The sequence below is a fragment of the Aquitalea aquatica genome (genome assembly GCF_013911085.1).
In the GTDB taxonomy this organism is placed as follows: Bacteria; Pseudomonadota; Gammaproteobacteria; order Burkholderiales; family Chromobacteriaceae; genus Aquitalea; species Aquitalea aquatica.
Window position 1 is genome coordinate 281,306 of record NZ_JACERN010000033.1, and the last position, 25,336, is coordinate 306,641.

Consider the following 25,336-nt stretch of genomic DNA (forward strand, 5'->3'; position numbering starts at 1 on the left):
AAGTAAAATCTGCCAGCCAGCTGCCGTTGCAGCCAGGCAAACCAGCCCCGTAATGCCACCAACCCCCGGTACTAGTGAAAGGCCAAGCCATGCCCACGTTCCGCCTTGCCTGCCTGAGCGTACTGCTAATGTTTTATCTGCCAGCGCAGGCAAGCGCCCAGTGTGTCAGACTACAAGCGGCTGGTCTGCAAACCCTGCCCGGCCTGTGCGCCGAAGTGATTGCCCACGGCCTGAAAATGCCACGCGGACTGACCATATTGCCTAATGGGAACCTGCTGGTAACAGAAATGGTGCGCTGGGATGCTGCGCAAGGCCGGCTGTTACAACTGGCCTCCAGCGCAAACGGCTGGCAGCAAAGCGTGGTAGCCAAAGGCTTTGACCGCCCACACGGAGTGGTACAGGGGCCGGATGGCAAGATCTATGTTGGTGAAGTCGGGCGCATTGTCCGCTTTACGCCAGAGCGGCCAGATGAGCGCGAAACCGTGGCCACCCTGCCTTTGCGCCAGCGTCACCCGCTCACCACCTTTGCCCTGACAGGCAATGGTGATCTGTACGTCAACATCGGCAGCTCATCGGACAATTGCGAAAACGCCAGCCCAGCCGAACAGGCGGCGCAGCGCTGCCCGGAAAGCGAGCAGGATAAAGCTGGGGTGGTCTGGCGTTACCACCTGGACAAAGATGGCAAGGTCAGCGATCTGGGTGTCTTTGCCCGTGGCCTGCGCAACAGCATGGCTCTGGGTGTGCACCCGGCCAGCGGCATTGTCTTACAGGCAGAAAACAGCCGCGACGCCATTCAATTGAAAATGAAGCTGCCCAATGACAATGAATTGCCACACGACGAGCTGAATCTGCTGCAGGCCGGCCAGCACTATGGCTGGCCCTTCTGCTATGACAAGCAGCTGGCCGCTCCGGAGTTTCCTAGCCACGACTGCCGCAATACCCAGCCTCCCTATCTGCTGCTGCCCGCCCATGCCGCGCCACTGGGGCTGACATGGTGGCTATCCCCGCAAGCCCCGCCACGCTTTGCCGGCTGGCTGATTGTCGGTTTCCATGGCTATCGTCAGCACGGCCACCGGCTGATGGCTTATCCGGTGGACAAGCAAGGCCTGCCCAAGGGCAAGCCGCTGGAACTGATCAGCAACTGGAAAGACAGCAAAGGCCCAGGCGGGCCGGTAGAAATACGCGTGGGGAACGATGGTGCGCTTTATCTGACCGATGACCGTCACGGCCAGGTCATCCGCCTGTATGCCGTGCAGTAAAGTAGCGCACATGAAATTGCCGCTCCAGCAGCTTCCCGCACCGCAACAAAGCCCCTATCATCAATCCATCCCGTTTTTGCAGGCCGGCCATGAACCAGACTCAGCAGCAGCAATGGACAGCCTTGCTGTCCACCCAACGTTTCAAGGTGGTACAGGGGGAAATCAAGCCAACCCACACTCCAGCCACCGATGAAGGCAGTGCCGGCCTGCGCAGCGATTTTCACATCGACCACGACCGGGTGGTGTTTTCCAGCGCCTTTCGCCGGCTGGGCCGCAAAACCCAGGTCCACCCGCTGGCACAGAACGACCATACCCATAACCGCCTGACCCACAGCGTGGAAGTAGCCAGCGTCGGGCGCAGCCTGGGCAACCGCGTGGGGGTGATGATGCAGCACGCCGGCGTGATGCCCGCCGGTTATGGCCCATTCGACATTGGTGCGGTGGTGCAGGTAGCCTGCCTGGCGCACGATATTGGCAACCCGCCCTTTGGCCACACTGGCGAAGACGCGCTGCGTGACTGGTTCCGCGACAGTCGCAACGCCCACTTCCTGCAAACGCTGGATGCCGCCCAACAGCGCGATGTACAGACCTACGAAGGCAATGCCCACGGCCTGCGCATGCTGGCCACACTGGAAATGTACAGCCACGAGGGCGGCATGCGGCTGACCGCTGCCGCACTGGGTGCCTTGATCAAATATCCGTGGACATCAGACGCCCCCAAAGCCCTGGCACGTGACAAATTCAATATCTACCGCACCGAACTGCCCTACTTCGAGCGCATCGCCGAAGAACTGCGCCTGCCGCGCAAAGGCCAGCTGGAATGGGGCCGCCATCCGCTGTCCTACCTGATGGAGGCGGCGGACGACATCTGCTATGCCATCCTCGATCTGGAAGACGCTGTGGAAATCGGCATTCTCGACGTACACGAGTTCGAGCGCTTGTTTGCCCGCTTTACCGAATACGAGCGGGTATGGGACATCCACGACGTCAAGCAGAAATGTGCCACACTGCGCGGCATCGCCATCGGTCGCTGCGTGGCGGAAGTGGCCCAAAAATTCATGCTGCATCACAACTCGCTGCTGGCCGGAGAATTCCCCGCCAAAGACCTGATCAACCTGACCGACGCCGAAGTACAAGAGGCACTGATCCAGGCCAAGGAGCTGGCCAGCAACAAGGTCTACCGCCACCGCACCAAGCTGGTGACCGAACTGGCCTCCTACCCCTGCATGGCCACCATATTGGATGTGCTGGTCCCGGCCGTACATGCCTACATCACCAAAGGTGCCGAACAGCTCTCGCCGCGCCAGCACCTGGCGATGGGCTTGCTGGAACAGCACATCAAGCCAGATGACAACCTGTACCAAGCCTATATGAAGGTGCTGGATTTCGTTGGCGGCATGACCGACAACTACGCGGCCAACCTGGCGCGGGAAATTTCCGGCGTCGGTATCCTGTAATCAACCCAATTCGGACACCTCCATGCACACCACCCGCTTCTGCCTGATTCGCCATGGTGAAACCGACTGGAACCGTGAACGCCGTCTGCAAGGCCATCTGGACATCCCGCTCAACCAGCAGGGCATGGCCCAGGCCGAGCGGCTGGCCAATGCCCTGCTGCGCCAGCAACTGCAATTTGCCGCCCTGCATGTCAGCGAACTGACCCGTGCCCGCCAGACTGCCGCCGCCATCAGCCAGCGGCTTGACCTGCCCTTGCAAACTCACCGGGAGCTGAAGGAGCGCCATTACGGCGCTTTCCAGGGGCGTACTTTCGACGAAGCACGCGAACATATCCCGCACGTTTACCGGCTGCATCAGGAACGTGACCTGCATTTCGACCTACAGGGCGGCGAAAGCCTGCTGGCTTTCCAGCAACGCATCATGCACTGCATGCAGCAACTGGCCGAGCAATATGCCGGACAACAGATTCTGGTAGTCAGCCATGGCGGCGTACTGGAAATGATCTACCGCACCGCCAGCGGCAAAGGGCTGAGTGGCGCCCGCGATTTTCCCATTCCCAATGCGGCGCTGAACTGGGTGAGCTATCAGGGCGGCAACTGGCACATTGAAAAATGGGCGGATCAGGCGCATCTGGATGACAGCCTGGATGAAGTCTGAACGCGACAAGCGACAGATTCGCCAGCATGCCGCGACAGACTGACAGCAATCAGCCAAAGGAAAAACCATGAGCACGCCCGAACAGCACAGCGACGCCGAATGGCGCGCCCGCCTCAGCCCCGAGCAATATCGCGTCGCCCGCCAGGGTGGAACCGAGCGTCCTTTCAGCGGCGAACACTACCAACGCACCGAACAGGGTGACTATCACTGCATCTGCTGTGGCAGCCTGCTCTTTCATTCCGCTAGCAAGTTCGACGCTGGCTGTGGCTGGCCCAGCTTCTGGGAAGAAGCCGCCGGCGAACGTATCACCCGCCTGCGCGATACCTCGCATGGCATGATCCGCGTGGAAGTGCGCTGCGCCAACTGCGATGCCCACCTGGGCCATGTCTTTCCCGACGGCCCGGAACCGACCGGCGAGCGCTATTGCATCAATTCGGTGTGCCTGAGCTTTAGCCCCAAACCATAAGCAAATGGACCCGGCCACCACGCTTGGCCTACCCCCTTCAAGCGGTAGCCCATATCACAGTGCCGACGAGTGCTGGAAGCGAATAACACTAAAGCCTTCCCCAGAGAAGAGGCTGAGCATAATTACCTGACATGAAAACGGCAGTGTGGATAAACGGTTTGGACGCGCAAACAGCTTACCCTGTACCGCCGTTCTCACTACTGACGTTTATTTCAAGCGCCCATGATTCTGTGAAAATGCTAAAAAAAAGCCGTCGCAATGGTGCGACGGCTTTTTACATGATACGCAGGCAGCAAGGGTCAGCGAATCGACTTCAGGATGGTTTCCACATTGTAGTGAAACAGCTTGAGGTAATCGCCAGCCGGGCCACTGGGCTTGGACAGCGCATCGGCATACAATTCGCCGCCAATTTTTACCTTGGCTTCGCGGGTCAGCTGCTCCAGCAAACGCTTGTCGGTCATGTTCTCCATGAAGACGGCACTGACCTTTTCCTGCCGCACCTGCCGCACCAGCTGTGCCACACCCTTGGCCGAAGCCTCAGCCTCAGTACTCACCCCCTGGATGGCCAGCAGCTTGATGCCATAACGCTCACCCAGATAGCCGAAGGCATCGTGCGAGGTCAGCATCTTGCGCTTGGCCGCCGGAATAGCCGCAAATTCTTTGGCTGCCCAGTCGTCCTGCTGCTTGACCTTGGCCGCAAACTCCGTCGCGCGGCGGGTGTAATCGGCCTTACCTTGCGGATCGGCCTTGATCAGGCCGGCCGTGATATTGCGGATATACACCTGTACCCGTTGCGGGTCGTGCCAGGCGTGCGGGTCAACCGCATCATGACCATGCGCCTCACCCTCTTCTTCCGGCGCCATGCGGGTTTTGATCCCTTTACCTGCCTCGACCAGTACGCCCTTGAAACTGGAAGCCTTGGTCAGGCGCCCCATCCAGCCTTCCAGCCCCAGACCGTTAGTGACAAACAGCCGGGAGGCCGACAGCTTCTTCACATCAGCAGGGGATGGCTGAAACACATGGGCATCCTGATCCGGGCCAACCAGCGACACCACATCCACCCGATCACCACCGATTTCACGGGCCATATCGCCAACAATGCTGAAACTGGCCACCACCGGCAGCTTCGCCGCCAGCGCAAAGGCCGGCAGGCTCAGCAGCAACAAGCCAAACAGGCTTTTTTTCATGCCATCTCCTCAGGATTCAAAATGCCGCGCACGGATATAGCGCGGTAAGGCACCGCCCGCCGGAGCGAACAGCAGGGAAAACAGATAGAACAGGCCAGCCACCAGAATAATGGCGGGGCCGGACGGCAGTTCGAAGTGGTAGGACAGCAGCAAACCAGCCATGCCGCTGACAAAAGCCACGCTCACCGCCATGACCAGCATGCCCTCCACCGACTCCGACCACAGCCGTGCTGTGATCGCCGGCAGCATCATCAGGCCGACCGCCATCAACGTACCCAGCGCCTGGAAGCCGGAAACCAGATTCAGCACCACCAGCATCAGGAAAGCCATATGCCACAAGCCGCCGCGCGCGCCCACCGAGCGCAGGAATACCGGATCCAGGCTTTCCAACAGCATGGGCCGATAGATAAAGGCCAGGCTGATCAAGGTAACCGAAGCCACCCCGCTCACCAGATAAAGTGCCGCGTCGTCCACCGCCAGTACCGAGCCGAACAGGATGTGCATCAGGTCTACATTGCTGCCGCTCTTGGACACCAGCAGCACGCCAATAGCCAGCGACAACAGGTAGAAAGCCGCAAAACTGGCGTCTTCCTTGATACCGGCAAAACGGGTGGCCAGACCAGCCAGCACAGCGACCAGCACCCCGGCAACAAAACCGCCCAGGCTCATGGCCGGCAGACTGAGACCCGCCAGCATGAACCCCACCGCCGCACCGGGCAGCACGGCATGGCTCATGGCATCACCCATCAGACTCATGCGGCGCATCACCAGAAACAGGCCGATGGGACCACTGCCCAGCGATAGCGCCAGGCAACCTGCCAGCGCACGGCGCATGAAGGCGAAATCCACAAAAGGAGCAATCAACAAGTCATACAGGTGTTGCATCAGACATTGACCCCGTCGACCTGGCAGACCGTAGCGCGGTCCTGCCAGTGGGCTGCGGTATCCACCGCACGTTTCAGATTGGCATCGGTCAGCACCTGCTCGGTGCGCCCCCAGGCCACCACTTCCCGTGCCAGCAGCAGGGTGTGCGGAAAATAGGCCCGCACCTGTTCGTAGTCGTGCAACACGGCAATGATGGTACGACCTTCTTCTTTCCAGCGCCGTACCAGCTCTAGCAAATCGAAGGTGGTCTTGGCATCCATAGCAGTAAACGGCTCATCCAGCAGAATCAGCCGGGCATCCTGCAGCAGGATGCGCGCGAACAGCACACGCTGAAATTGCCCGCTGGACAGCGCAGAAATGGCACGTGGGGCAAAATCCGCCAGCCCCACTTGTTCAAGCGCATCCATGGCCTGCCCCAGCCCGGCACGGCCCACCTTGCCAAACGGCCCGGTGCGATGCCACAGCCCGGTAGCCACCAGATCCAGCACGCTGACCGGCAGCGAGCGGTCGATTTCCGACTGCTGTGGCAGATAGGCAATATCCTGGCGGGCAAAGCCTTGCAGACGAGCATGACCGGAGTCGGGCGTCAGTGCGCCTATCATGGCCTTGAGCAAGGTGCTCTTGCCGGCACCATTCGGCCCGAAAATGGCCGTGGCATCCCCGGCGACAAAGCTGCCGCTGACATGGTGGACCGCAGGATGGCGCTGATAAGATACCGTCAGATTGTCGAGAATGACTGTCATGCGGCCTCCTGCAAGGCCCACAGCACCACGCCCCACAAACCGGCCAGCACCAGCAAGGCCAGCGCCAGACGCTGCCAGGCCGACATGGCCAGCAGGCTGACCGGCGGACGCAGATTGGCCGCCGTCAGATGCTGATGGGCTGCCGCGCCGTGATGATGTGCGTGATCGTGCTGCGCATCATCGTTTGAATGTTGATGTTTCATCTATTCGCTTACTCAAAGCAGGCCTGCAAGGCCGCCTCCACTTTTGCGTTATCCAGTGCCGGGGCAATCAGTTCAAATCGGCTGTCACGCCGCCACGACACCTGGCTGGCACTCCACTGCCCTTCCACCCAGTTCAGCCACACCCAGCTGTCCAGCACCTTGAACACGCCCTTGGCCCTGACCAATCCCGGCAGCAGCTTGGGCAAGGAGTCAAAGAAATCGGTGAGTTTTTCACCGCTGAAAGCCTGCTCTGGCGAGAAGGTCCAGCCAGCAGAATCCCAGCCACTGCCGCTATCGGCGGTAATTGCTGGTCGATAGCGCGGTTTGAGGGTGACAGCGGCATCCAGCCAGCTCACATCCAGCAGGCCATCACGCACCTCGGCCACCACCGACTTGGGTGGAAACAGCTTGCCCGCCTGGGCGCGGAAGGCTTCCAGCGTTTCCACATCGGCCATGTCGGTCTTGTTGGCCACCAGCACGTCGGCAATGGCTACCTGGTCACGGTACAGTGGCTGACGCAGGTAGTCGGGGCTGACAAACTGGCGCGGATCAACCAGCGTCAGCACCGCGCCCACTTCCAGTGCATCGCCCAGCGGCTTGGCGCGTAGCTCGTCGATGACGCCGGCAGCATGCGCCAGCCCGCTGGCCTCGATCAGCAAACGGTCTGGCCGCTCTCGCCGCAACAGGGTGGCGACGGTGGCCGTCATTTGCGGGCCTGCCACACAGCACAGACAACCGCCGGCAATTTCCGCCACGGGCAGTTCGTCGTTCATCAAGGCGGCACCATCGATGCCAACCTCACCGAATTCATTGACAATCACCGCCCATTTTTCCGTGGCCGGACGGGTCGCAATCAGGTGGCGCAACGCCGTGGTTTTACCCACACCAAGAAAGCCGGTAAACAGATTGACGATGGTCTTTTTCATACTCGACATACCTTGCAAAGTCCGGTCAGCATCAGGTTCTGGTGACTCAGGGTGAAGTCGGCAGCCTGTGCGACATCGCGCAAACCGTTCAGCGCCGCCATCACATCGACCTCCTGCACCTTGCCGCAGGTTTCGCATACCAGAATCATGCTTTCGTGCTGACACTCGAAATGGTCACAAACGATAAAGCCATTCAGCGCATCCACCCGATGCAGCAATCCCTGCTCTACCAGAAAATCCAATGCGCGATATACGGTGGGCGGTGCCGCCGCACCGCGCTCTTTTTGCAGGTCAGCCAACACCTGGTAGGCCTTCACCACGCCCTCGTGGCGCAGCACCAGTTCCAGCACCTGCTTGCGCAGCGCAGTCAGCTTGCAGCCACGCTGCTCGCAGTGCAGCTCGGCCGCCTGCAGATATTGATTGCTGTTCATAGGCCCATTCCCGTCATAATTGACAGCATGTTACTGTATAACATCACATTGATACAACCATTAACACTTCGTGGGTATTTCCAGCATGACAGTCATGTTAGCCTGTTGGTCTGCCGACATTCCTGGCAGCCACCCTCACCAAGGAGCCCACATGAAAAAAATCCTCATGCTCAGCCTTTGCGCCCTACTGGCCAGCCCGGTCTTTGCCGCAGATGATCCGGTCGTCGCACGGCAAACCATCTTCAAGCAATTCAAGAAAGATGCCGCAGCCATGGGCAAGATGGTGAAGGGCGATGCCTTCAACAAGGATGAATTCAGCAAACTGGCCGCGCATCTGGACGAAATCGCCCAACAGCCATGGCAGCATTTCCCGGCAGGCAGCGCCAGCGGTCAGGCCAAGCACAAGACCGACGCCAAGGCAGAAATCTGGAGCAAGGCTGCTGACTGGACCAAGGCTGTCGACAACTTCAAGGCCGAAACCGGCAAACTGAAGCAAGTAGCCGCCAACGGCGATGTAGCCAGCATCAAGAATCAGTTTGGTGCAGTGCAAAAAACCTGTAAGAGCTGCCACGACGGCTTCCGCAAAGACTGATAAAATCAGGACTTGATCAGAAAAGTTCAGCGAATCCGCTGAACTTTTTTTATGAAGCCTCCTCACAACGCAGTTCCAACCACCGTAGCGCCCACATGAAACAGACTGTTACCGCCCTGCTGCTTGCCGCACTGGCCATTCCGGCTGCCATGGCCGACTCGCCCGCCGAAATCCGCACTCAAAGCTTCAAGAAGGTGCTGCGCGCCTTCGAGCCCATGGGCATGGTGGTGCGTGATCGCGATCCCTATAACAAAGCCAAATTCATCGTCATGGCTGATGCACTGAAGCAGACTGCCGGCGAGCCGTTCAATCACTTCCCGGCAGGCAGCATTGATGCCAAGAGCCGCGCCAAGCCGGAGATCTGGAGCCAGCCAGCAAAATTCCAGACAGCCCGCGATACCTTCCTGAAAGCGGTCAGCGACCTGGACAGCACCGCCCACAATGGCGACCTCGCCAGCATCAAGAAGAGCTATGGCGTAGTGGCACAAAGCTGCAAGGCCTGTCACGACAGCTTCCGTGGCCCGGAAAAATAAGCAGCAATCCACAATGAAAAAAGCCCTGCGCTGCAGGGCTTTTTTATGGTTCACACGCTGCCATTTACAAGCGGGTCAGCAGGAAAACACCGCCGCCCGCGGCCAGCAAGGCCAGTACCGCCACCAGTCCGGAACGGAAACGCAGCGGCGACACATCGCCAGCCACCTGCTGATAACCGGTCAGCATCGGCTTGACCAGATTCTGCTTTTTTAACACCCGGTATGCCACAATGGCCGCCACATGCATGGCCACCAGCAGCAGGATGAAGTTGAACAGCAATTTGTGAAAACCGGTAATCGATTCGGACAAGCCACTGGCAATCAGCTTGGCCAACGGGCCATCGAAGGTATAGCTGTCCACATCGCTGGCAAACAAGCCACTGGCCACTTGCAATAACAGCACAGTCAGCAAAGCCACCACCATCAGGCCGCCCAAGGGATTGTGTCCTAGCTGTTTCCCGTCTCCTTCGCCTTTCAGGTAGCGACGAATGGCCGCAGGGCCTTTGATGAACTGGCTGAAACGAGCGGTTTCGCTGCCGACCACACCCCAGATCAGGCGAAACAGCAGCAGCGCCGCCACGGCCTCGCCGCACAGCACGTGGTAACGCAGCCAGTCACCGCCCTGCTCACCGCTAAACCACATGCCGGCAAACAATGCCACCAGCGTCCAGTGAAAAAACCGCGTCGGGGCATCCCACACCTTGATCATCTGCACCATCGTCTCCCTCGCTCGGCAATTATCCAAAGTGAAAAGTGTAACCAGCCCGTACGGTACTGCCTACTCCTGAGTCCTTAATCTCTGTTAATACCCTGATGTCGATACCGCCCAAACCAGGCTATTTGCCGGTTTCGGATCCAAAAATTCGCACTTTTCGGGTAGTATTAACCCTTTCGCCGCCCGCCCCAGCGCAGCCAGCCCTGCCCGGAGCGGATGCCGGCTACCGCACTGACAGCCCACTGCGGCTGTGTTTTCACGCATTGAGTTGGAGAATGTAATGACCCAAGCTTCACTGATGGAAGATCTGGAGGCCCGCGGCCTGATCGCGCAAACCACAGACGCCGCTGCCCTGTCCGAACTGCTGGCCAAGGAACAGCTTACCCTGTATTGCGGATTCGACCCCACCGCTGACAGCCTGCACATCGGCAGCCTGGTTCCCATCCTGATGCTCAAGCGTTTCCAGCAAGCCGGCCATCGCCCCATTGCCCTGGTTGGCGGTGCCACCGGCATGATTGGCGACCCCAGTTTCAAGGCCACCGAGCGCAAACTGAACACCCCGGACATCATCGAAGGCTGGGTAGAAAAAATCCGCGCTCAGGTATCACCCTTCCTGTCCTTTGAAGGCGATAACGCTGCGGTAATGGCCAACAATTACGACTGGTTTGGCGGCATGGGCGCGCTGGAATTCCTGCGCGACATCGGCAAGCACTTCTCGGTCAATGCCATGATCAAGAAAGAAGCGGTGCAACAGCGTATCAGCCGCGACGATCAAGGCATTTCCTACACCGAGTTCTCCTACAGCCTGCTGCAGGGTTACGACTTCTCCGAACTGAACCGCCGCCTGGGTTGCAAGCTGCAAATTGGCGGCTCCGACCAATGGGGCAATATCACTGCCGGCACCGACCTCACCCGTCGCCTGAACCAGCAGCAAGTATTCGGCCTCACCATGCCGCTGGTCACCAAGTCTGATGGCACCAAATTCGGCAAGACCGAATCCGGCACCATCTGGCTGGACGCACGCAAAACCTCGCCCTACGCCTTCTACCAGTTCTGGCTGGGCACGGCCGATGCCGATGTGTACAAATTCCTGCGCTACTTCAGCTTCCTGTCGGTAGCCGACATTGCCGCCATCGAAGAGGCCGACAAGGTGCGCGAAGGCAAGCCGGAAGGCCAGCGCATCCTGGCCGAACAGGTCACCGAACTGGTACACGGCAAAGCCGCCCTGGCTGCTGCCCAGCGCATCACCCAGAGCCTGTTCAGCAATGACCTGTCCAGCCTGACCGAAGACGACTTCGCCCAACTGGCACAGGACGGCCTGCCGCACTTTGTACTGAACAGTGCCGACGACAGCCTGATCGACGCCGTGGCCAATGGCGGCCTGGCCAAATCCAAAAGCGAAGCCCGCACCTTTATTCAGAGCGGCGCGGTCAGCATCAATGGCAACAAAGCCGACAGCATCGAGCATCGCTTTACTGCCGAAGACCGCCTGTTTGGCCGCTACAGCCTGCTCAAGCGCGGCAAGAAGAACTACGCCCTGATCGAGTGGCAGGCCTGATTCCGGCCTGATGCCCGATTCGTCGGGCAATGCCACGGCGGCCCTCTTCTGCTCTTGCAGACGGGCCGTTTTTTCATGCCATTACCGCAAGGCTCGACGCTGCGACGGCCATACCACTAGAATTTCGCCATCATCCATTGTCCGCAAAGGCTAGCACCATGGAAAGAATCGGTTTTATTGGCCTGGGCCTGATGGGCCTGCCCCTGTGCCGCCGGCTACAGGCTGCCGGCTTCCCGCTCACTGTCTGGAACCGCTCGACTGACAAGCTGGAGCAGGCTCGCACCGAGGGCATGCAAACTACCACTTCGCTGGTGGAGCTGGCAGCCAGCAGCGACATCCTGATGCTGTGCATTGCCGATGCCACGGCGGTGCAAAGCGTCGTCACTCAGTTAGAGCCTGCCTTGCGTGCCGGGCAGCTCATCATCGACCTGTCCAGCATCGACCCCGACACCACCCGTCATTGCGCAGCACTGGTCAAGCAACAGGGTGCCAGCTGGGTGGATGCGCCGGTATCCGGCGGCGTCAATGGCGCGACGCAAGGCACGCTGGTGGTGATGGCGGGCGGCAGCGAACAGGACATCCGCCGGGCCAGCCAGGCACTACAGCCGCTGGCGCAGCGTATTACCCGCATGGGCGAGGTGGGCAGCGGACAGGTGACCAAGATCTGCAACCAGCTGATCGTGGCGGCCAATGCCATGCTGATTGCCGAGGCAGTGGCGCTGGCAGAAAACAATGGCGTGGATGCCAGCCTGCTGGCTCCGGCACTCGCTGGTGGCTTTGCCGACTCGCTGCCACTGCAAATCCTGGCCCCGCGCATGGCGGCACGGCAGGCCGAGCCGGTGCAATGGAAGGTCACCACCCTATTGAAAGACCTGGACAACGCCGGCCAGCTGTCCAAACAAAGCCAGTCCGCCACCCCGCTGGCTGCACTGGCCAGCCAGCTGATGCGACTGCATGCGGCACAAGGCCATAGCAACGCAGACCTGAGCAGCGTCATTCATCTTTATCAGGAGCAGGAGCAAGCCCCATGCTGAAATTATCGGCCAATCTGAGCATGCTGTTTGCCCACCTGCCCTGGCCGCAGCGCTTTGCCGCAGCCCGTGCGGCAGGCTTTCAGGCAGTGGAAATCCAGTTTCCTTATGAACACAGCGTGCAGCAACTACAGCAATGGCTGGGTGAGAATCAGCTCAAGCTGGTACTGATCAATGCCCCGGCCGGCGACCTGATGCAAGGCGGCAGTGGCCTGGCCGGCACACCGGGCCGGGAGGAAGAATTCGCCGCCGGACTGCAGCAATGCCTGCACTACGCCACCGCTCTGAATGTGGAGGCCGTCAACATCCTGCCAGGGCGGCTGGCTGCCGGCTGCAGCCGTGAACAGGCCATCGCGGTATTACATGGCAATCTGCGACTGGCAGCCGACACGCTGGCCCCGCACCATATCCGCTGCACCGTGGAAGCCATCAACCGCCACGACATGCCAGACTTTCTCATCAGCACGCCCGCCGAGCTGCAACAACTGCCAGCACATGCCAATCTTTACTGGCAGATCGATCTCTATCACATGGCCCGCATGGACGAAGCACTGGAGCCATTGCTGCAGCAACACTGGCCGCGTATCGGCCACCTGCAGTTTGCCGATGTGCCGGGACGCGGTGCGCCGGGCAGTGGCGCACTGGATTTCGCCGCCCTGTTCGCACAGCTTGCCAGCCTGCCCTATCCCTACTGGAGTGGCGCGGAATATCGCGATACCGATGGTGCAGTGCAATGGCTGCAGCCATTACTGGCAAAGCAAGCCATGAATGGCCAGCAGGGCTGAATATTGCAGAAATATGCAATTTTTCTCTTTTTGCGACATCACCTGGCGGTGAATCAATCACTTAGCCAAGCACTTTGCAAAAACAGCTTGCAAACGCTTTAATTTTACCGTAAAGTGCCAACCCTTCTGATTTCCATTTCCACCGGCAGTATTTGCAGCTGTTTCGCAGCATTGCCGGTGTGATGCTTCATCGTCCCTGACCGATATTCCAGGCTTCGTCCACGTAGTGTCTCTTTTGACTGGACTGCTGTTCGCCGCTTGCACAGGTTGGTGCCGATGACCGACAGCCTCTGAAACGAGGCTGCTAACCGCCACATCTCCTGGCCAAGCGACACCGGCTCTACTCCGGTTTGAAAGGATATTATGCATTTCTCCGATCTGGGCATTGCCCCTACCATTCTGCGCGCACTCGAAACTGCTGGTTACACCTCGCCCACCGGCGTACAAGCCGAAGCCATCCCCGCTGCCATCGCTGGCCGCGACCTGCTGGTTTCCGCCCAAACCGGTAGCGGCAAGACCGCAGCCTTCCTGCTGCCGGCACTGACCAAGCTGTCCGAGCGCTCCACTGGCAAGGGTCAAGGTCCGCGCGTTCTGGTACTGTGCCCGACTCGCGAACTGGCCCAACAGGTTGAGAAGAACGCCCTGGAATACGGCAAGGACCTGCGCTGGATGAAAACCGCCTGCCTGGTTGGCGGCGCTTCCTTCGGCTACCAGACCCGCGCCCTGTCCCGCCCGATCGACCTGATCGTGGCCACCCCGGGCCGTCTGATGGACCACATGCGCTCCGGCCGTATCGACTTCTCCCGCCTGGAAATGCTGGTGCTGGACGAAGCCGACCGCATGCTGGACATGGGCTTCATCGATGACATCGAAACCATCGTCAAGGCCACCCCGGAAACCCGTCAGACCGTACTGTTCTCCGCCACCCTGGACGGCACCGTTGGTCGCATGGCTGAAAAGATGACCCGCGATCCGCAGCGCATCGAAATCGCCCGCACCGAAACCTCCGGCGGCACCATCGAAGAACATCTGCTGTACGCTGACGACCTGAACCACAAGCATCGCCTGCTGGATCACATCCTGAAAGAATCGGGTTTTGACCAGTGCGTGATCTTCTCGGCGACCAAGGCCTACACCGAAGAACTGGCCGACAAGCTGTCCGACCAGGGCTACTCTGCCGCCTGCCTGCATGGCGACATGCCGCAAAGCTGGCGTAACCGTACCCTGAACGACCTGCGTCGTGGCCGTATCAAAATCCTGGTTGCCACCGACGTTGCTGCTCGCGGCATCGACGTACCGACCATCACCCACGTAGTGAACTTCGACCTGCCCAAGCAAGCTGAAGACTACGTACACCGTATCGGCCGTACCGGTCGTGCCGGTCGCGATGGCACTGCCATCACCCTGGCGGAATCGAAAGAATTCCACAAGGTTCGCCGTATCGAGCAATACCTGAAGCGCCAGATCACCGAAGGCGTGATCGAAGGCCTGGAACCGACCCGTCGCCCGCCGAAAGGCCCGCGTCGCAACGGCAAGCCGGGTGGTTACGGTGCTCAGGGCCAAGGCCAGCGTCGTGGCAGCAGCAGCAGCGCCGGCAATGGTTATGGTCGCGAGCGTCGCGAAGGCGGCTACGGCCGCGGCACTGGCAGCAGCAGCTACGACAAGCGCGGTCCGCGTTCGTCCAGCGCCAGCCAAGGCCAGCGCAGCACCCAGCGCGCCGACTAAACATCAGGCAGCATCATGAAAAAGGCGATCTCCGGATCGCCTTTTTTCTTGCCTGCCCGATTGCTGTCATTCAAAAAACTCATGCAGGCACCGGTATAAACTGGCTTGTCAGATTACGGCAAGCACACTCAGAATGGGCGTACTACCCGTATCGGAGTTCGCATGACCACCCTCTCCAGCATTCCCCAACGGCTGAGCGCACTGCGTCAGGCCATGCAGCAACATCATATTGATGCCTGTCTGATCCCCTCGTCCGATCCCCACCTTTCGGAATACCTGCCCGCACACTGGCAGGCCCGCCAATGGCTATCCGGCTTCAAGGGATCGATGGGCACGCTGATCGTGACCCTTGACCAGGCCGGCCTGTGGGCCGACAGCCGCTACTGGGAACAAGCGGAACAGGAGCTGCAGGGTAGCAGCATCAGCCTGATGAAAATCCAGACCGCCGCCAGCACCCAGCATCTGGACTGGCTGGCACAGCAGCTGGGCAATGGCCAGACACTGAGTGTAGACGGTGACGTATTAAGCCTGGCCGCAGCACAAGCCCTGCAAACCGCCCTGCATGCCAAAGGCGTGCAGCTGCGCACCGATATCGATCTGGTCGGGCAAATCTGGCAGGCACGCCCGGCACTGCCGGTTGCCGCCATCTACCCGCACGCTGCGCCATTTGCCAGCACCAGTCGTGCGGACAAGCTGCTGGCCGTACGTCAGGCCATGCAACAGGCAGCTGCCAGTCATCACTTCATCTCCACCCTGGACGACATCGCCTGGCTGTTCAATCTGCGCGGGGCCGATGTCAGCTACAACCCGGTTTTCATCAGCCACGCCCTGATCAGCAGCGAACAAGCGACATTGTTCGTCGACAGCAGCAAGCTGGATGCCACACTGCGTGCAGAACTGGCCGCCGATGGCATTGAGCTGGCAGATTACCAGCTGACCAAGAACGCACTCAGCCAGCTGAGCGCCAGCGACCGCATTCTGATCGACCCGCGTCGCATCACGCTGGGCTTGCGCCAGGCAATTGCCACAGACACCACCGTGATCAGCGCCATCAACCCCAGCACCATGCTCAAATCACGCAAGACCGCCGCCGAGGCCGCCCAGGTGCGCAGCACCATGGAGCAGGATGGCGCAGCGCTATGCGAGTTCTTTGCCTGGTTTGAAAACTCGGTCAATCGCGAGGCCATCACCGAGCTGACCATCGACGAGCAGATCACCGCCGCCCGCGCCCGCCGCCCCGGCTTTGTCTCGCCCAGCTTCGCCACCATTGCCGGTTTCAATGCCAATGGCGCCCTGCCTCACTACCATGCCACCGCCGAAGCACACTCCCCCATCAGCGGCGACGGCCTGCTGCTGATCGACTCCGGCGGCCAGTATCTGGGCGGCACCACCGACATCACCCGCGTAGTGGCCGTGGGCACGCCCAGTAGCGAGCAGAAGCGCGACTTCACCCTGGTATTGAAGGGAACCATCAATCTGTCGATGGCCCACTTTCCGCGCGGCACCCTGTCGCCGATGCTGGACGCCCTGGCCCGCGCGCCGATGTGGCAGCACAATATCGACTTCGGCCACGGCACCGGTCATGGCGTAGGCTATTTCCTCAATGTGCATGAGGGCCCGCAAACCATCTCACGTAGCCTGTCAGACCCCAGCATGGCAATGCAGGAAGGCATGATCACCTCGGTAGAACCCGGCATTTACCGCCCCGGCCAATGGGGGGTGCGCATCGAAAATCTGGTGCTGAACGTGGATGCCGAACAGAACGGTTTTGGCGACTTCCTGCGCTTCGAAACCCTCACCCTCTGCCCAATTGACACCCGCTGCATCGAGCACAGCCTGCTGTCACGGCAAGAGGTGGACTGGCTGAACCACTATCACCAGGAAGTACGTACCCGCCTGCTACCCCTGATGGATGGCCCGGCTCGCGACTGGCTGCTGCACACTACTCAGGCGATTTGAGCCTCGGCCAGCCACAAAAGAAAACGCCCTGATATTTCAGGGCGTTTTTCATGTCCGGCCAGCAATACCGGTTTACATGGTTTCCAATACCTTGATACCCAGCAGATCCAGGCCAGTCTTCAGCGTCTTGCCGGTCAGCGCCGCCAGCTGCAGGCGGCTGGCACGCACTTCACCTTCGCTCTTCAGGATGGGGCAGGCTTCGTAGAAGCGCGAGAACAGTGTGGCGATCTGGTACAGATAGTTGGACAGATAATGCGGGTAGCAGCCATCAGCCACCGACAGCAAGGTGTCTTCGAACTGGGCCAGCGCCGCTGCCAGATGCTTCTCGGCCGGCTCGGTGATCACGATGGGCGCATTGGCATCCACGTTTTCTGCCTTGCGGAACACGCTCTGCACACGGGTGTAGGCATACTGCAGATAAGGCGCAGTATTGCCCTCGAAGGCCAGCATGGTATCCCAGTTGAAGATGTAATCGCTCATGCGGTTCTTCGACAGGTCGGCGTATTTCACCGCACCGATGCCCACAGTGGCAGCGATTTCACGTCTTGCCGCTTCGGACAGGTCAGGGTTCTTTTCCGAAACCAGCGCATAGGCGCGCTCTTCCGCCTCGTCCAGCAGCTCGATCAGCTTGACGGTGCCACCAGAACGGGTCTTGAACGGCTTGCCGTCGTCACCCATCATCACACCAAAGCCGACATGCTCCAGCAACATGCTTTCCGGTGCGAAACCGGCCTTGCGACAGATGCTGAACATCTGGGCAAAATGCTGGCTCTGCCGCGCATCCACCACATAGATCACGCGATCCAGATTCAGCACCTTGTGACGGTAGCGCACCGCGCCCAGATCGGTGGTGGTATACAGGAAACCACCATCTTTCTTACGGATGATCACGCCCATCGGCTCGTCATCCTGGGTACGGAACTCTTCCAGGAATACCACCTCGGCGCCATCACTTTCGCTCAGCAGGCCAGCGGCACGCAATTCATCCACGATGACCGGCAGGTCGTCGTTATAGGAGGATTCACCACGCACGTGCTCACGCTTGAGGCCGACATTGAGCTTCTGGTACACCGCTTCGCAATGCTTAAGCGAAATGTCGACAAACTGCGCCCACAGCTTCAGCACCTCGGCATCACCGCCTTGCAGCCGCACCACATAGTCACGGGCGCGGTCGGCGAACTCTTCGCTTTCATCAAAGCGCACCTTGGCATTGCGGTAGAAGGTTTCCAGATCGGACAATTCCAGCGCGTTGTCGCCGGCCTGGCGGATTTCCACCAGATAAGCGGTCAACATGCCGAACTGGGTACCCCAGTCGCCAACATGATTGGCACGCACGACATCGTGACCGAGAAACTCCATCACCCGCGCCAGTGCATCACCAATAATGGAAGAACGCAGGTGGCCTACGTGCATTTCCTTGGCCAGATTGGGCGAGGAATACTCCACCATCACGCGCTGCGGCGCTACCGGGGTAATACCCAGCCGCGCATCTTTCAGGGCAGCTTCGCTACGTCGGGCCAGATATTCAGGGGCTAGATGAATATTGATGAAACCCGGACCAGCGATTTCCACCTTGTCGGCAATGCCTTGCAAGTCCAGCGCCGCCACCACCTTTTGCGCCAGTTCGCGCGGATTGGTCTTGAGCGCCTTGGCCGCACCCATCACGCCATTAGCCTGATAGTCACCGAATTCCGGCTTGGAAGCCGGCTGGATCACCGCCGGCGCATCCGGCGCACCGGCCGCGCTCAGCGCCGCCTGTACCCGTTCATTGATCAATTGCAGAATAGTCATGCATAGCCCCATATTGCTGTGAAAACGAAAAAAAGCCTTCGTTTTCGAAAAAATAACACTGTCGATTGTATGCCCCCCTGCCCTGAGGGGCAATGTTTGCATCGCAGCAAAATGGCGTCTTGTGCGCCAATCCGGGGCAAAATACCGCCATCATGCACCACACCCACCCTGGACTATGAAAGCCAGATGGTTTCGCCGATGGCCGGCAACATGAAATCGGCCGGACTGATCTGCTGCTCACGCAAGGCCATGGCCAGTTCCGCCATCGGCTGCTGTATCGGCTCGTCGGTCAGGATGAAGGTGCCCCAGTGCACTGCCCAGGCCTTGCGCGCTGCAACATGCTTGAAAATGCGCACGGCCTCATCGGGATTGACATGCTGCGCCCGCATGACCTTGCGCGGCTCGTAAGCCCCGATAGGTAGCAGGGCAAAATCCACCGGCCCGATATGCAGGCCGATTTCATGAAACAGCTCGGCCTGATAACCGGTATCACCGGGATACCATATCTTCAAACCCGCCCCTTCCAGCAGATAACCGCCCCACAGCGCCTTGTTCAGGTCACCCCATGGGCCACGATTGCTCCAGTGATGCGCAGGCGTCAGCAGCACACGCAACGCACCACGCTCAACCGCATGCCACCAGTCCAGCTCAACTATCTGCTCGGCCGGCACGCCAGCCGCACGCACGGCCCGCGCCACTCCCAATGGCACCACGAAGTCCGGCGCCCCGCCCGGCTGCTGCGCCAGCCGCTTGAGCGTGGGAAAATCCAGATGGTCGTAATGCAGATGGGTCAGCAAAACCAGGTCAATGCGTGGCAGATCGGGCAAATCAAGCGGCAGTGGCACTTGCCGCTTTGGCCCCAGGTGGCGAAACGGCGATACCCGTGGCGACAGCGCCGGATCAATCAGGACATTCTGCCCGCACAGCTGGATGAAACTACTGGCATGGCCCAGCCAGGTCACCGAGGTACGTTGACGGTTGGCCCGCAGGGCGGCGGACTCACCGCTACTCAGCGGGACCATTTCCGGCCGGTGATCCGGTCGCGGACGCCACCACTGCGACAGCTTCCAGTGCAACAGGCTACCCAGGGTTGGCAGGGTAAAAGGGTAAAGATTGCGATAGCTAGCGGGGCCATGATGCCGCGCCGCCGGCTTTGCCACATACGGTGCACGGTTGAACAGCGAGGCCAGCCAGTCAGGACGTCTGAACATGAAGCATTCCATAAAAACAATTCCCTGAGTGTGCCGCCCCGGCCCGGCTTTGCCAAGTCAAACCGGAAAAAGGGAAAACCATGAAAAATGGCCTCCAGCGGAGGCCATTCGAGCGGTGAAACAGTCAGGCAATCAAAAGCTGTATACAGCTTGGGCGGCAAAGATGTCGTTGCTCTTGCGATAGTTGCCATCGTTACGCAGGAACACGTCGCGATTAGCCCAGTCGTGGCGGTATTCCATCTTCAGGGTCAGCTGATCGGTCGGGTAGAACAGCAAGGCTGCTGTCAAAGCCTGGCGGGTAGCGCCAGCGCAGTCGGTGCCGGTACCACCATTGGCAACGCTATCGTTGTAGCAAGCCTGGGAGATGCCAAAGCCGTTAGTGCCATCCACACCAGCGTAATTTCCGCCGGTCACGCTATTCGTACCCGAGGAAAGAGCAATACCACCGCCGCCGCCACCATTCTTACTGTCATTCAGGTAGTCGTAACGCAAGGTGGCACCCATGCGACCGAACCAGTCAGAATTCCACTTCTGATGGGCCAGCAGCGAGAAGCCATACCAGACGGCATCGCCACCATTCCAGGCAGCCTGTTTCTGCCGGCCATAATCCAGCTCGGCATTCAGCACGCCATCGGTCATGGTGTAGGTGGCATCCAGTTCGGCAAAGTAGTAATTGCTGTACGGGTTGCTAGACGTACCCTGGTAGCCATAGGTCTTGTCGGTATTACCACTGGCGTCGGTATGTGCCACCAGCGACTGACGTCCAACGTTAGCCGAACCGCCGATATCCAGCGCACTACTCCAGGTGTAATCAAAGCGGCCGGTCACACTGGGGGTGTTATTGGCCGATTTGCCATTATTGGTATCCACCGAATTGGCCGAGGTACGGAACTGCTCGTTGGCAATCATGAACTTGGTGGCCCATGCACCATGCGCCCAGTTGAAGCCGGCACCCACATAGCTGCCCGGGTCACTGAAGTCATACAGCAGACCATGGGTAATGGTGTTCATCTGGTTGGACTGCTGTACTTCGTAGCCACCAAAACTATTCATCAGGCCGGCCACCAGCTGGGTGGTGTCGGATACCGGGAAATTGATCATCGCGGTATTGATGATGTTGTTGGTGCCACCGCCATCCAGCAAGGTATTACCCGAACCACGATTAGGCAGGATACTGATTTCAGCACTCGGTGCCATCGGGCCTACCCCGAAGGTTTTCTTGATGTCCAGATAGACATCGCCAAAGGTGCTGTTGGTATAGGCATAACCGCTATTGTGGTTAACGAACTGGAAGCCCGCGCTCTTGCCACTGCGGTTATACAGATAGGTCGGATCCAGGTAGCCGGTCACGCTCAGGCCGGCAATCGGGCCTTCGCTGGCGTCGGTGGTCAGCTTGTCCACCTTCATTTCCATGCCTGCCACACGCTGCTTCAGCTCGGTATTGGCATCATCAGCCTCCGGGGCCTTGGCGGCAGTTGCCGCATTCACAGCTTTCTGCAACTGCTGCATTTGCGCCTGCAAAGCCTCTAACTGGGCCTTCAGCTTGGCGATCTCGTCTCCCTTGGCATCGGCCATGGCTACGCCGGGAAGACCTGCGATCAGTGCACTGATCAACAATTTCTTCATCTCACTTCTCCCTTGTCCTACTGCATGGATACCACGTTGTTTTCACTGCACCTACAAAAAAGGGCAGCAACCGGAATGCTGTGTATCCCTGCTGCTGCCCTGTCGTTGCCTACGACCTGCCTTGCTGGCTTACGCCTGATTGAAGGCTAGTTGCATTTCACGATCACGCTTGCGTTGTACCGAGCGCATATACAGATTGCCTGCCACGACACCCACCGACACCACGATGATGAACAGGGTGGCCAATGCGTTCATTTCCGGGTTCAGACCCAGACGCACACGGGAGAAGATCACCATCGGCAGCGTGGTGGAACCCGGACCGGACAGGAAGGCGGTCAGCACCAGGTCATCCAGCGACAGGGTGAAGGACAGCAGCCAGCCGGACACCAGCGCCTGGGAAATCAGCGGCAGGGTGATCACGAAGAACACCTTGAGCGGACGCGCCCCCAGATCCATGGCAGCTTCTTCCAGCGAACGGTTCAGCTCACGCACACGGGACTGCACCACGATGGCCACATAGGACACGCATAACATCACGTGGCCAATCCAGATGGTGAACACGCCCCGCCCTTCCGGCCAACCAAAAGCCTGCTCCATCGCCACGAACAGCAGCAGCAGCGAGATACCCTGAATCACCTCGGGAATTACCAGCGGCGCATTGATCATGCCGGCAAACAGCGGGAACAGGCGGAAGCGGTTGAGCCGCGCCATCACGAAACCCGCCCAGGTGCCAATCACCACGGCAGCAGTCGCCGTCATCAGGGCAATCTTGATACTGAGCAGGGCGGCATTGATCAGCTCGTCATCCTCCAGCAGTGCCCAATACCACTTGGTGGAGAAACCCGACCACACCGTAACCAGCTTGGACTCGTTGAACGAGTAGATGATCAGCAGCGCAATAGGCAGATAAAGGAAGGCATAGCCGAAGCCAAGTACCGCATAAGACAGCGGCTTGCTGGGTTTCATCGTGCTCATTTCACTTCCTCCATCACTTTCGCTTGGTAATGCTGGAACAAGGCCATCGGCACCAGCAGCAGCAGCACCATGGCGCAGGTCACGGTCGCGGCCATCGGCCAGTCCATATTGTTAAAGAATTCATCCCACATTACGCGACCGATCATCAGCGTGTCCGAACCACCCAGCAGTTCCGGGATCACGTATTCGCCCACCGCCGGAATGAATACCAGCAGGCTGCCGGCGATGATGCCGTTTTTCGACAGCGGCAGCGTCACCTGGACAAATGCCTTCCACGGACGGGCGCCCAGGTCATAGGCAGCCTCCAGCAGGCGCAGGTCCATTTTCACCAGATGGGCATACAGCGGCATGATCATGAAGGGCAGATAGGAGAACACCATGCCGATATACACACCCCAGTTGGTGTGATAGAGCCGCAGCGGGGTATCGATGACCCCCAGCCACATCAGGAACTGATTGAGGAAACCGTCATTCTTGAGAATGCCGATCCAGGCATAAACGCGAATCAGGTAGGAAGTCCAGAACGGCAGCATCACCATCATCATCAGCGTGTCACGAGCAGACTCGGACGCACGGGCGATGTAATAGGCCATGGGATAGCCGATCAGCAAGCACAGCACGGTGGAGACAAAAGCCATCTGCACCGAACTGATATAGGTGGCGAAATACAAATCGTCACCCAGCATGAACTTGTAGTGGCCAATATTAAGCACCAGGGTGAAGACGTCGTCTTCCATCTTGGTCAGCGGCGTATAGGGCGGAATGCCCAGCTGCTGCTGCGAGAAGCTGATGCCTACTACCAGCAGGAAGGGCAGCAGGAAAAACACAAACAAAAACAGGAAGGGAACACCAATGACGGTAGTCCTGCCGGACGGAAACCATCGACTAAAATTGAGACTTTTCATGTTTAGCACCACTTGGCCGGTGGGACCGGCTTGCCAAGCACATCTTTACAGCCATCATATCAAGGCCCTGTCACGACTCGCCCTGATGTGATGACTTACGTTTCACTACAGCCCGGCTCTCCGGAACCAGACTGTAACCCTCACTCCAGTACTACTTTGTCTTAGCCAGCTACTTTCCGGCAATACGGTAGCAGCGGCTGTTGCATCAACCCCTGCGGCACTACACCGAGGAATCGTGCAGGTCAGAACCAGCCGGGTGAACAACCACCCGGCCAGTCAGGACACGGTTTAGCGGCCGGTCTTCAGCTGGGTCCACAGACGGTTCTGCAGACGCATGATGTCAGACGGCAGCGGTTTCAGCAGGAACAGGGTCTTCATGACCGATTCCGGCGGGTAAATGGACGGATCGTTGGCGATTTCCGGCTTCACGAACTTGCGAGCCGCCGCGTTGGCAGTCGGGTAGAACACTTCGTCGGTAATCGCGGCATTGACTTCCGGATTTTCGATGTAATTGATCCACTTGAGGGCGGCATCGACATGCGGTGCATCTTTCGGGATCACCATCACATCAAACCAGATCGGCGCACCGGACTTCGGAATCACGTAGCCCAGCTGGTAGGTACGCTTGGCCTCGGCCGCACGGTGCTTGGCGATATTGACGTCGCCAGACCAGCCCAGCGCCAGGCAGATGTCGCCGTTGGCCAGGTCATTGATATAGCCGGAAGAGTTGAACTGGGTGATGTAGGGGCGGATTTTCTTCAGCAGCTCGAAGGCAGCCTGGTAGTCGGCCGGGTTCTTGCTGTTGGGATCTTTGCCCAGATGATGCAGGGTAACGGCGAATACGTCATTGGCCTGATCCAGCACCGAAACACCACAGCCCTTCAGCTTGGAAACGTATTTCGGGTCAAACAGGATGTCCCAGCTATCCAGCGGGGTGTCTTTACCCAGGATGGCCTTGACCTTGGTGAAGTTATAACCCAGGCCATCAGTGCCATAAGCCCACGGTACACCGTGCGCATTGCCCGGATCAGCATCCTGGATCTTGGCCATCAATGCCTTGTCCAGATTCGCCAGGTTGGGAATCTTGGACTTGTCGAGCTTCTGATAGATGCCGGCCTCGATCTGCTTGGCCATGAAGTTGGAAGTAGGCACCACGATGTCGTAACCGGCGCGGCCGGTCATCATCTTGGCTTGCAGGGTATCGTCGCTGTCGTACACGTCATACTTGACCTTGACCCCGGTCTGCTTTTCAAAGCCAGGAATGGTGCTCTTGGCGATGTAGTCCGACCAGTTGTAGACGTTCAGCACCTTGTCTTCTGCCAGTACGCCCGCACTAGGCAACAGCAGAAGCAGCGAACATAGCACTTTCTTGACAAGTTTCTTCTTCATTACAGGCTTCCTAATGTATTGCAAGACCATAAACTCCCTGTTGTCTGGGGACTCAGGGACCTGATGAACTGCACCTCCTGTTGACCGTCCGGGGATTCTCCCTCAAATCCGGTCAGCGCCAAACCTGGGGCAACAATGGCACGGATATCTATCAAGCAATATTCGTGCACAACATTTATAACCCCATCCTATCCACTCTGGCTATTGCTATCCCAGCTGGACCCGGCAACCGTCAGGCAAGAGACGACGAGCTTGCGGCGTAGGCCACGAGTCGTCCTGTATTTATTGTTTTCGCAGGAAACCTGTGGAAACCGGCTGACAGGGGC

General features: G+C 59.1%; 24 protein-coding genes. 11 read left to right on the forward strand and 13 right to left on the reverse strand.

Going from position 1 to position 25,336, the window contains the following annotated elements; all coding sequences use genetic code 11:
- The first annotated feature begins 89 nt into the window (after positions 1-89).
- The 4 genes from H2Z84_RS13695 (at position 90) to msrB (ending at position 3,840) form a co-directional block, all read left to right on the forward strand.
- Complete coding sequence (locus H2Z84_RS13695) at positions 90-1,259, forward strand: PQQ-dependent sugar dehydrogenase (protein WP_181836462.1); 1,170 nt, start codon at positions 90-92, stop codon at positions 1,257-1,259.
- An 89-nt stretch (positions 1,260-1,348) separates the two neighbouring features.
- A complete protein-coding gene (locus H2Z84_RS13700; RefSeq protein WP_181836463.1) occupies positions 1,349-2,716 on the forward strand; it encodes a deoxyguanosinetriphosphate triphosphohydrolase in 1,368 nt (455 codons plus the stop codon).
- A gap of 22 nt (positions 2,717-2,738) precedes the next feature.
- Entirely contained in the window at positions 2,739-3,374 is a 636-nt protein-coding gene (locus tag H2Z84_RS13705; protein WP_181836464.1) for a histidine phosphatase family protein, read from the forward strand.
- Between the two features lie 67 nt (positions 3,375-3,441).
- Positions 3,442-3,840 (forward strand): peptide-methionine (R)-S-oxide reductase MsrB, encoded by a 399-nt coding sequence (gene msrB, locus H2Z84_RS13710; protein ID WP_103523146.1) that lies wholly within the window; start codon positions 3,442-3,444, stop codon positions 3,838-3,840.
- A 299-nt stretch (positions 3,841-4,139) separates the two neighbouring features.
- Here the strand turns inward: msrB and H2Z84_RS13715 are convergent, their stop codons facing one another.
- Genes H2Z84_RS13715 through H2Z84_RS13740 form a run of 6 tightly spaced genes read right to left on the reverse strand, consistent with a single transcriptional unit; the run spans position 4,140 to position 8,215 of the window.
- Positions 4,140-5,027, reverse strand: a complete 888-nt coding sequence (locus H2Z84_RS13715) for a metal ABC transporter substrate-binding protein (protein WP_181836465.1) — start codon at positions 5,025-5,027, stop codon at positions 4,140-4,142.
- Positions 5,028-5,036: 9 nt separating this feature from the next.
- A complete protein-coding gene (locus H2Z84_RS13720) occupies positions 5,037-5,912 on the reverse strand; it encodes a metal ABC transporter permease (RefSeq protein ID WP_181836466.1) in 876 nt (291 codons plus the stop codon).
- Entirely contained in the window at positions 5,912-6,655 is a 744-nt protein-coding gene (locus tag H2Z84_RS13725; RefSeq protein WP_181836467.1) for a metal ABC transporter ATP-binding protein, read from the reverse strand. Before H2Z84_RS13725 ends, H2Z84_RS13720 begins: the two co-directional genes overlap by 1 nt.
- Positions 6,652-6,858, reverse strand: a complete 207-nt coding sequence (locus H2Z84_RS13730) for a hypothetical protein (protein ID WP_181836625.1) — start codon at positions 6,856-6,858, stop codon at positions 6,652-6,654. Before H2Z84_RS13730 ends, H2Z84_RS13725 begins: the two co-directional genes overlap by 4 nt.
- A gap of 8 nt (positions 6,859-6,866) precedes the next feature.
- Positions 6,867-7,793: a CobW family GTP-binding protein gene (locus H2Z84_RS13735; protein ID WP_181836468.1), complete on the reverse strand. Its 927-nt coding sequence runs from the start codon at positions 7,791-7,793 to the stop codon at positions 6,867-6,869.
- Entirely contained in the window at positions 7,781-8,215 is a 435-nt protein-coding gene (locus H2Z84_RS13740) for a Fur family transcriptional regulator (protein ID WP_181836469.1), read from the reverse strand. Before H2Z84_RS13740 ends, H2Z84_RS13735 begins: the two co-directional genes overlap by 13 nt.
- 151 nt (positions 8,216-8,366) lie before the next feature.
- Here H2Z84_RS13740 and H2Z84_RS13745 point away from each other — a divergent pair, with 151 nt between their 5' ends.
- Positions 8,367-8,807 carry a c-type cytochrome gene (locus H2Z84_RS13745; RefSeq protein WP_181836470.1) on the forward strand — a complete coding sequence of 147 codons (441 nt, stop codon included), beginning with the start codon at positions 8,367-8,369 and terminating at the stop codon, positions 8,805-8,807.
- Between the two features lie 95 nt (positions 8,808-8,902).
- The gene (locus H2Z84_RS13750; protein ID WP_181836471.1) at positions 8,903-9,340 is read left to right on the forward strand and encodes a c-type cytochrome; all 438 of its coding nucleotides are present in this window, start codon (positions 8,903-8,905) and stop codon (positions 9,338-9,340) included.
- Between the two features lie 64 nt (positions 9,341-9,404).
- On the opposite strand, the gene H2Z84_RS13755 is transcribed toward H2Z84_RS13750, so the two are convergent.
- Positions 9,405-10,058, reverse strand: coding sequence for a cytochrome b/b6 domain-containing protein (locus H2Z84_RS13755; protein WP_181836472.1), 654 nt, complete (start codon positions 10,056-10,058; stop codon positions 9,405-9,407).
- Between the two features lie 277 nt (positions 10,059-10,335).
- Between H2Z84_RS13755 and tyrS the strand changes: the two genes are divergently transcribed.
- The 5 genes from tyrS (at position 10,336) to H2Z84_RS13780 (ending at position 17,113) form a co-directional block, all read left to right on the forward strand.
- Positions 10,336-11,613 carry a tyrosine--tRNA ligase gene (gene tyrS / locus H2Z84_RS13760; protein ID WP_181836473.1) on the forward strand — a complete coding sequence of 426 codons (1,278 nt, stop codon included), beginning with the start codon at positions 10,336-10,338 and terminating at the stop codon, positions 11,611-11,613.
- A gap of 29 nt (positions 11,614-11,642) precedes the next feature.
- Positions 11,643-12,647, forward strand: a complete 1,005-nt coding sequence (locus tag H2Z84_RS13765) for an NAD(P)-dependent oxidoreductase (RefSeq protein WP_181836474.1) — start codon at positions 11,643-11,645, stop codon at positions 12,645-12,647.
- Positions 12,641-13,429 (forward strand): hydroxypyruvate isomerase family protein, encoded by a 789-nt coding sequence (locus H2Z84_RS13770; RefSeq protein WP_181836475.1) that lies wholly within the window; start codon positions 12,641-12,643, stop codon positions 13,427-13,429. The genes H2Z84_RS13765 and H2Z84_RS13770 overlap by 7 nt, the downstream gene beginning before the upstream one ends.
- 363 nt (positions 13,430-13,792) lie before the next feature.
- The gene (locus H2Z84_RS13775) at positions 13,793-15,154 is read left to right on the forward strand and encodes a DEAD/DEAH box helicase (RefSeq protein WP_113023977.1); all 1,362 of its coding nucleotides are present in this window, start codon (positions 13,793-13,795) and stop codon (positions 15,152-15,154) included.
- A gap of 162 nt (positions 15,155-15,316) precedes the next feature.
- Positions 15,317-17,113: an aminopeptidase P family protein gene (locus H2Z84_RS13780; protein ID WP_181836476.1), complete on the forward strand. Its 1,797-nt coding sequence runs from the start codon at positions 15,317-15,319 to the stop codon at positions 17,111-17,113.
- A 72-nt stretch (positions 17,114-17,185) separates the two neighbouring features.
- Here the strand turns inward: H2Z84_RS13780 and argS are convergent, their stop codons facing one another.
- From argS to H2Z84_RS13810, 6 genes are all read right to left on the reverse strand, one after another.
- Entirely contained in the window at positions 17,186-18,904 is a 1,719-nt protein-coding gene (gene argS, locus H2Z84_RS13785; protein WP_181836477.1) for an arginine--tRNA ligase, read from the reverse strand.
- Positions 18,905-19,077: 173 nt separating this feature from the next.
- Positions 19,078-20,115 carry an MBL fold metallo-hydrolase gene (locus H2Z84_RS13790; RefSeq protein WP_181836478.1) on the reverse strand — a complete coding sequence of 346 codons (1,038 nt, stop codon included), beginning with the start codon at positions 20,113-20,115 and terminating at the stop codon, positions 19,078-19,080.
- 132 nt (positions 20,116-20,247) lie between these two features.
- A complete protein-coding gene (locus H2Z84_RS13795) occupies positions 20,248-21,741 on the reverse strand; it encodes a DUF3138 family protein (RefSeq protein ID WP_181836479.1) in 1,494 nt (497 codons plus the stop codon).
- Between the two features lie 129 nt (positions 21,742-21,870).
- Complete coding sequence (locus H2Z84_RS13800) at positions 21,871-22,707, reverse strand: ABC transporter permease subunit (RefSeq protein WP_181836613.1); 837 nt, start codon at positions 22,705-22,707, stop codon at positions 21,871-21,873.
- A gap of 5 nt (positions 22,708-22,712) precedes the next feature.
- On the reverse strand, positions 22,713-23,621 hold the full coding sequence (locus tag H2Z84_RS13805) for an ABC transporter permease subunit (protein WP_181836480.1): 909 nt from the start codon (positions 23,619-23,621) through the stop codon (positions 22,713-22,715).
- Positions 23,622-23,909: 288 nt separating this feature from the next.
- Positions 23,910-25,010, reverse strand: coding sequence for a polyamine ABC transporter substrate-binding protein (locus H2Z84_RS13810; protein WP_181836481.1), 1,101 nt, complete (start codon positions 25,008-25,010; stop codon positions 23,910-23,912).
- Between the last annotated feature and the right edge of the window lie 326 nt (positions 25,011-25,336).